The sequence below is a fragment of the Pseudomonas sp. GL-RE-29 genome, assembly GCF_019947275.1.
In the GTDB taxonomy this organism is placed as follows: domain Bacteria; phylum Pseudomonadota; class Gammaproteobacteria; order Pseudomonadales; family Pseudomonadaceae; genus Aquipseudomonas; species Aquipseudomonas fluorescens_A.
Genome location: NZ_JAGYGD010000050.1, coordinates 24,264 through 32,173 on the forward strand (window position 1 = coordinate 24,264; position 7,910 = coordinate 32,173).

Below are 7,910 nucleotides of genomic sequence, written 5' to 3' on the forward strand. Positions count from 1 at the left end.
GTTTCTTGATCGCTACCAGCCTGAAGCCGCTGGAGAACGCGCTGGTGTGGTTGGTGGGCTTGATCGTCGCGTGCGGGATTTTCATCAACACCGAAACCCGCACCGACCTCACGACCACCACGCTCTACATCGCCCTGCTGTTGATGGCGATCAACCTGTTGTCGATTAGTGCGGTGATTTTGATCGCGTTGTGCTGCATGTCGGTGCTGACGGCAATTTTCATTTATCAGGGCGGCTTTCACCGCTGGGAATCGACCTCGGATTTGCTGCGCAGCCTGACCGTGCTGGCGGCGATTACCTTTGTGGCGCTGCGCAGCAAACAGGTCTCCGACAGCCTGCGCCACAAAGAGGTCTACATGGTGGGTGCCCAGCGCCTGACCCAGACCGGTTGCTTCGGCTTTCGCGCCGATCTGGGAGCGATCTCCTGGTCGGATCAGGTGGCACGGATCCTCGAATACCCGGCGGGCACGCCGCCCACGGTCGCCTTGTTCCTGGCGCGCACCCATCCCGATGACCTGCCACTGCTGCTGGCCGGTTTCGAAAAGGCTGCGCGCCATGAAACCCTGATCGAGGTCCGGCATCGCCTGCTAATGCCCGACGGGCGCATCAAGCATTTGCACCTGTTTGCCACCCCGCTGTTTACCCAGCATGGGCGTTTTGAATACCTGGGTGCGTTGATGGACGTCACCGCCAACAAAGAAGCCGAAGAAGCGCTGTGTCGCGCCCAGACCCAATTGGCCCATGTCACCCGCATCACCTCACTGGGCGAACTGGCGGCGTCCATCGCCCATGAAGTCAATCAACCGCTGGCGGCGATCACCAGCAGTGGCGAAGCCTGCCGCAATTGGTTGAGCCGCCCGATGCCGGATCTGGTCGAAGCGCGTCAGTCACTGGAGCGAATCATCGCCAGCTCCAATCGAGCAAGCGAGATCACTCGCCGGGTCCGGGCGTTCTCGCGCAAAAGTGACCCCTTGCGCCAGAGCGAGTCGCTCAACGACATCGTCAGTGAGACCCTGAGCCTGGTCCGCTACGAATTGGCCCATCACAAGATCACGCCGAAAATCGAGCTCTGCGCTTTCGGCCGACAGGTCAGTGCCGATCGCGTGCAACTGCAGCAAGTCATCATCAACCTGATCATCAACGCGTGCCAGGCCATGGACGCAGTCAAGGCGTCCGAGCGGATTCTGTCCGTACGAACCTGGGTGAAGGACAACGAGGCCGTGCTGGAAATAGCCGACCAGGGCTCGGGCATCCCCGCCGAAGTCTTGCCCAACCTGTTCACGCCGTTCTTTACCACCAAGGAAAACGGCTTGGGCATGGGACTTTCCATCTGCCGCTCGATCATCGATTTCCACAACGGGCGGATCTGGGCGACCAGTGCCTCCGGCCAGGGCAGCTCGTTTCTGTTTGCGTTGCCAGTACTGGTCGCCAACGACCCGGACTACGCATCAGCCATTTAATACAAAGGTATATCGCGGGCAACCCTGAGCACTACACCGGCGCCCAAAGGCATGAATGCCGCCCGCCCGGCATGCGCTTAAGGTAACGCCCATCGCAAGGAACACAGCGTGGGGGCGACTGCATGTCCACCCTCCTTTGGGATCAAGCAATGAACGAACAACAGTCCATTCAGAAAAACGCTCTCAACGAGCCCATTGTCTTTATCGTCGACGACGATGCACCCCTGCGCGAATCCCTCGGCAGCCTGTTGCGCTCCATCGGCCTGCGGGTCGAGTTGTTCGGCTCGGTCGACGAGTTCATGAAGTACAACCGTCCCGAGACTGCCAGTTGCATGGTGCTGGATGTGCGGTTGCAAGGCAGCAGTGGCCTGGACTTTCAAAACGAACTGGCCGCCCACGGTATCAACGTGCCGATCGTGTTTATCACCGGGCACGGCGATATCGCCATGACCGTGCGCGCAATGAAAGCCGGGGCGGTGGATTTCCTGACCAAACCCTTTCGCGAACAGGACCTGATCGACGCGGTGTGCGCCGCCCACGCACGGGACAAACAGCGTCGTGAATCCGAGCGTTATGCCGATCAGTTGCGCGCGCGCCACCAGACGCTGTCAGCGCGCGAGCAAACAGTCATGGCGTTGGCGGCATCAGGCTTGATGAATAAACAGATCGCCGGGGAAATCGGCCTGAGCGAGATCACGGTGAAAATCCATCGTGGCCAGGCCATGCGCAAAATGGGTGCGCGTTCGTTTGCCGATCTGGTGCGCATGTCCGAGGTCATCTCGGCTCAACCCACAGTGAGGTAACTATACCCACGTATACTGTGCACCTATTCAGGACAGCGTATCTTGCAATGATAGCGGACAGCCTCCACGAGCTCTCCGCTGCGACGCAGGGTAGAACAATGCGCAATGACGCGATTATTTCCGTAGTCGATAATGATGAATCCGTTCGAATGGCGCTGGATAGTTTATTACGCTCCAGCGGTTACACAGTACGAACTTATGCTGGCGCTCATGACTTCCTCTTTTCCGATGGCCCTCGGTTAACTTCCTGCCTGATTTCCGACATACAAATGCCGGACATGGACGGCATTCAGATGTATGAAGAACTGGCGACGATGGGCATTCACATTCCTGTCATATTCATTACCGGCAACCCGGAGGCGCAGCGGCCATTGAGCAAAAAGGCCCGGAAACCCGTGGCTTTTCTGCCAAAACCCTTTGGCACCGACAAGTTGATGGCCTGTATCGACATTGCCCTTGAACGTCGCATCTAACTTCATTTCCTTCACAACTAACGCAACTAACACTTTGGTATAGCCAGCTAACACCTAGTCATACTTCAGCTGACCCTATGTAGAAGTGTTTCATCCAAGGCCCTCACATAACATCTCCCTCAGATCGCGCTTGTATCGCAAGTGTTTCAACGCCCTCGATTGTTCTTCAGGAGCTCAACAATGAAACAGCATATTTTGATTATCGGTGCAGGGTTTGGTGGTGTGTGGAGCGCATTGAGCGCTGCCCGTCTGCTGGACAAGCACGACCGTAACGACGTCGAGATCAGCGTTCTGGCGCCGCAAGCCGAGCTGCGGATTCGCCCGCGCTTCTACGAGCCGAACGTACACAACATGAAGGCGCCGTTGAACGAGCTGTTCGACGCCGTGGGCGTGAAATTCGTCCAGGGTTCGGCCGACGTGATCGACGAGAAAAACAAACACGTCAGCTACACCGACGCCGCAGGCGTTCAAGGCACCCTGAGCTACGACCGCCTGGTGCTGGCCGCCGGCAGTCACCTGATGCGCCCGCCGGTCGATGGCATGCTTGAGCACGCGTTCGATGTCGATCAGATCGAATCCGCCACACGCCTCGAAGCCCACATCAAGTCGCTGAAAGACTTGCCGGCCAGTGCCTCCCGCAACACCGTGGTCGTTGCCGGCGGTGGTTTCACCGGTATCGAAACCGCGACCGAAATGCCGTCGCGTCTGCGTGCGGTGCTGGGTGACAACGCCGATATCCGCGTGATCGTGGTCGACCGCGGCCCGCAAATCGCCGCAGCGATGGGCGATGGCATTCGCCCGTCGATTGTCGAGGCGTCCGAACACCTGGGCATCGATTGGGTGCTCAACGCCACCGTGGCAGCGGTCGATGCCAACGGCGTCACCCTTGCCGATGGCCAGCGCATCGAATCCAAAACCGTGATCTGGACCGTCGGTTTCCGCGCCAGCCCTCTGACCGAGCAAGTGCAAGGCACCCGTGATCCGCAAGGTCGGCTGCATGTCGACCCGCACCTGAAAGTACGCGATCACGCCGATGTGTATGCCTCCGGCGACGTCGCCTATGCCGCGACCGATGACGTGGGCAACTTCGCCGCAATGTCCTGCCAGCACGCCATTGCCCTGGGCCGCTACGCCGGCAACAACGTCGCCGCCGACCTGTTGGGCGTGGAACCGATGGTGTACAGCCAACCCAAGTACGTCACCTGCCTCGACCTGGGCACCTGGGGCGCGGTGTTCACCGAAGGCTGGGATCGCCAGGTGAAACTGGTCAAGCAGGAAGCCAAGGAACTCAAGAGCCAGATCAACAGCGTATGGATCTACCCGCCAGCGGCTGATCGGGCCACTGCCCTGGCCGCCGCCGACCCGCTGATTCCGGTGGCTTGACGACAAGTTAGCCTGCTGTGGTTGGCCGGGCTGCATCCGTCCAGCCATGGCGCCGCCGTCGGTCACGAGATTCAGACGCTCATCACAGGTATTCGATATGTATGGTTTTTTTGAGAGCCCGTATCGGGTGTTGAATTTGTCCCACGTCCTGCTGATTGGCGGGCTGGTCGCGTTAGTCGTCGGCGCCATCCTGGCCTATGGCCTGGATCAGTACCTGTCCCTACCCGGCCTGATCGGTGCCCATGCGTTGACGATTCTCGGCCCGACGGCCATCAAGTTGGGCTACGTGATGCGCTTGCTGACCTTCAATCGTCTACGACTCAACCCTCGCCACATGGTTTGAAGCTTAAACAGCCGTATCCCGGCCAGCCCTCTCCTTGCTGGGCCGGGACATTTCCCAAGCGCCCGCCACTCGTTTTCTGGCGGGCGTTTTTTCTCGAATCTGATCAATAAAAAATCTGGTACGCCCTTCACGAAGAGTTTGCCGGCATGCGCCGTGCGAGTTGCCGTTCGATAGCAAAAATCCGGAAGAACAAATGTCTATCATCAAACGTTGCAAGAAACTTTTTTTATCAGACGCAGCAGCCTGGCTGGCCGCCATAGCGGTCGGCGGCATGATCTTCATTACCAATTCGATGCTCAACGTGGATGTCGCACCGACGCTGCTTTACATCACGCTGGTGTTCATGTCGGCGAACATTTTTTCCATTCCGATGTTCCTCGCCGTCGCAATCAGTTGCATAGCTTTCCTGACCATCAGTTTTATCCTCGACGAAGGCTATCAGGACCAGAAGCTCATCGCCGGTTTCGTCCGCTGCCTGATCGCCCTCACCACCATCACCTTGCTGGCACTGCGCAGTAAACGAGCGACCGACACGCTACGCCGCAAGGAAGCGTTTTTTCTGGGTGCACAAAAACTCAGCCATACCGGCAGCATCGGCTTCACCTTCGACGGGACGGACACCGCCTCCTGGTCGGATGAAGCCGCGCGGATTTTCGAGTTCCCGGCGAACGTTACAGCCACCGTCGCCATGATCAAGGCGCGCACCCATCCCGATGATTTGCCCCTTGTCGAACGTGTTTTCGAACAGGCCGCGCGCCAGGAAAACCTGATTGAAGTGGAGCATCGACTGGTCATGCCGGATGGGCGGATCAAGCACGTGCAGATGATCGCCAACCCCTTGTTCAAGCATGGCGGGCGCATCGAATACGTCGGCGCATTGATGGACGTGACAGCCTCCAAACTGTCCGAGGAAGCGCTGTTTCACTCCCAGGCAAAACTCGCACACGTGACGCGGGTGACGTCCATGGGTGAACTGGCCGCGTCCATTGCCCATGAAATCAATCAGCCGCTGGCCGCGGTGATCACCAGTGGCGAGTCCTGTAAACGCTGGATCAACCGCCCGGAGCCGAACCTCGAAGAAGCACGTCGATCGCTGGACCGGATTATTCAAAACTCCGCCAGGGCTTCCGAAGTCATCGCCTGCATCCGGGCGCTGTCGCGCCAGAGCGATGTGCAGCGCAAGGCCGAAGTGTTCGATGACATCGTCAGTGACTCACTGAGTCTCATGCAACATGACACCTCCAACCATCAGGTGCGTCCGCACTTGCAATTGGGAGCTCCGGGAGCGCATGTCAGAGGCGACCGCGTGCAACTGCAGCAGGTCATCATCAACCTGATCATCAACGCCTGCCAGGCCATGGCCAACGTGCATGACCGCGCGCGCGCCTTGCGGATTCAAACGTCGGTGCAGGACAACGAAGCAGTGCTTGAAGTCGCCGATTCCGGTACCGGCATTGCTGACGACATTCTGGGATCGCTGTTCGATCCATTCTTTACGACCAAGCACAACGGTCTGGGCATGGGGCTGTCGATCTGCCGCTCGATCATTGAATTCCACGGCGGTCGCATCTGGGTCAACAGCACGGTGGGGGTCGGCACACAGTTCCTGTTTGCGATTCCGCTGACCCGTTTGGGACACGATGAATAACTTCATCCACACCTGTCGCCGGCACTTGGCGCAATGGAGATCAAGCAGTGACTATCAATGAAATGAGCCAGGCGCCGGCCCAACCGCGCACCATTGTGTTCGTCGCCTACCCGCAAATGGGTTTGCTGGATTTGACCGGCGCGCAGACCGTTTTCTGGGCGGCAACCTGCAGCCTGATCGAACGCGGCCTGCCCGGTTACGTCCTGCATACGGCAAGCCTGCAAGGCGGGCCGATCCAGACGGCCGAAGGATTGGTGGTGCAAACCCGGCGTCTGGACGAGGTTTGCGATGGCCTGATCGACACACTGATCGTTCCGGGCTCGCCGCACATTCGTCAGGTCATGGCCGACAACGCGGCGCTGGTGGACTGGTTGCGCACGGCTTCAGCCAGACGCACGACGTCGGTATGCAGCGGCTCATTTTTGCTGGCCCAGACCGGGTTGCTCGATGGCCTGCGCGTAGCGACTCATTGGCTGATGGCCGACCTGTTCGAGCGCCTGTTCCCGCAGGTCGAACTCGACCGCGAGGCGATTTTCATTCAGCAGCAATCGGTGTGGACCTGCGCCGGTGTCAGTGCCGGGATCGACCTGGCCCTGGCGCTGGTGGAGGCCGATTGCGGTGGTGAACTGGCGATGCTGGTCGCCCGGCGAATGGTGGTCTACTACCGCCGCCCGGACAACCAGGAACAATGGAGCCCGCTGTTGCAATCGCAATATTTGAATGACGCTTGAATGACCACTGAAAACCCTGTGGCGAGGGAGCTTGCTCCCGCTCGACTGCGCAGCAGGCGATTTTTTGGGGCCGCTGCGCAGCCCAGCGGGAGCAAGCTCCCTCGCCACAGGATTGTGTAGTCCTTCAAGTACTTCGGAAATTTCACTCGGGAATTGTCGCTACGTGTAGGCAGGTGGATGACTAAGGTGAATCGGGATCTCTATTCAAGGACGCAAAGGAATGCATCCACACTCTCACTTGCTGCGTCATGGACGCTTTTCCGAACCCGGGCGTGCCTATCTCTTGACTGCGGTTGTGTATCAGCGAAGCCCCCTATTCTCTGATTGGCAATTGGGTCGTTTAGTCGTGGCTGAACTCAAGCGAGTTCACGACCAGAAAATGGTCAACTCGATTGCCTGGGTCGTCATGCCAGACCATTTTCATTGGCTGGTACAACTTGAGCAAGGCTCCCTGGCTCAACTCATGCAGACCATGAAATCTCGCAGCACGCTCACGATCAACCGAGCCTTAAACAGACAAGGGGCTTTTTGGCAAAGCGGCTATCACGATCGAGCCCTCCGCGATGACGAAGATCTGCGACCTTTTGCCCGCTACATCGTTGCCAACCCATTGCGCGCAGGGTTGGTGAAAAAGGTGGGTGACTACCCACTCTGGGACGCCTGCTGGCTCTAGCGTAGACACCTGAAGCTGAAACCTCTCTTCTGGATGTACCCATCATTGTGGCGAGGGAGCTTGCTCCCGCTCGACTGCGCAGCAGACGCAAATCCGGTGAACCGGTTTATCCAGTTACATCCTGATGGCTGACTTTGGGGCCGCTTCGCAGCCCAGCGGGAGCAAGCTCCCTCGCCACAGGGGGGCGGTGTTGGGTGTTTCATCTCCAGCAAACATTGCAACAAACTGGCGGCACCTGCAGCTGAAACCTCTTTTCTGGATGTACACACCATTGTGGCGAGGGAGCTTGCTCCCGCTCGACTGCGCAGCAGACGCAAATCCGGTGAACCGGTTTATCCAGTTACATCCTGATGGCTGACTTTGGGGCCGCTTCGCAGCCCAGCGGGAGCAAGCTCC

General features: G+C 58.6%; 7 protein-coding genes and 1 pseudogene. All 8 read left to right on the forward strand.

Going from position 1 to position 7,910, the window contains the following annotated elements; translation table 11 throughout:
• Positions 1 to 5 precede the first annotated feature (5 nt).
• The 8 genes and pseudogenes from KGB21_RS27580 to KGB21_RS27615 all read left to right on the forward strand — a co-directional run bounded on the left by KGB21_RS27580 (position 6) and on the right by KGB21_RS27615 (position 7,514).
• Positions 6 to 1,460, forward strand: a complete 1,455-nt coding sequence (locus tag KGB21_RS27580; protein ID WP_223507322.1) for a sensor histidine kinase — start codon at positions 6 to 8, stop codon at positions 1,458 to 1,460.
• Positions 1,461 to 1,609: 149 nt separating this feature from the next.
• Positions 1,610 to 2,263 (forward strand): response regulator transcription factor, encoded by a 654-nt coding sequence (locus tag KGB21_RS27585; protein ID WP_223507323.1) that lies wholly within the window; start codon positions 1,610 to 1,612, stop codon positions 2,261 to 2,263.
• Between the two features lie 98 nt (positions 2,264 to 2,361).
• Entirely contained in the window at positions 2,362 to 2,736 is a 375-nt protein-coding gene (locus tag KGB21_RS27590; protein ID WP_223507324.1) for a response regulator transcription factor, read from the forward strand.
• A gap of 180 nt (positions 2,737 to 2,916) precedes the next feature.
• Positions 2,917 to 4,119: an NAD(P)/FAD-dependent oxidoreductase gene (locus KGB21_RS27595; RefSeq protein ID WP_223507325.1), complete on the forward strand. Its 1,203-nt coding sequence runs from the start codon at positions 2,917 to 2,919 to the stop codon at positions 4,117 to 4,119.
• A gap of 97 nt (positions 4,120 to 4,216) precedes the next feature.
• On the forward strand, positions 4,217 to 4,462 hold the full coding sequence (locus KGB21_RS27600) for a transmembrane sensor/regulator PpyR (protein ID WP_223507326.1): 246 nt from the start codon (positions 4,217 to 4,219) through the stop codon (positions 4,460 to 4,462).
• A gap of 193 nt (positions 4,463 to 4,655) precedes the next feature.
• Positions 4,656 to 6,110 (forward strand): sensor histidine kinase, encoded by a 1,455-nt coding sequence (locus KGB21_RS27605; RefSeq protein WP_223507327.1) that lies wholly within the window; start codon positions 4,656 to 4,658, stop codon positions 6,108 to 6,110.
• A 62-nt stretch (positions 6,111 to 6,172) separates the two neighbouring features.
• Positions 6,173 to 6,838 (forward strand): annotated as a pseudogene (locus KGB21_RS27610) (GlxA family transcriptional regulator); the annotation flags it as partial.
• A 223-nt stretch (positions 6,839 to 7,061) separates the two neighbouring features.
• The gene (locus tag KGB21_RS27615; RefSeq protein ID WP_223507329.1) at positions 7,062 to 7,514 is read left to right on the forward strand and encodes an REP-associated tyrosine transposase; all 453 of its coding nucleotides are present in this window, start codon (positions 7,062 to 7,064) and stop codon (positions 7,512 to 7,514) included.
• Positions 7,515 to 7,910 lie beyond the last annotated feature (396 nt).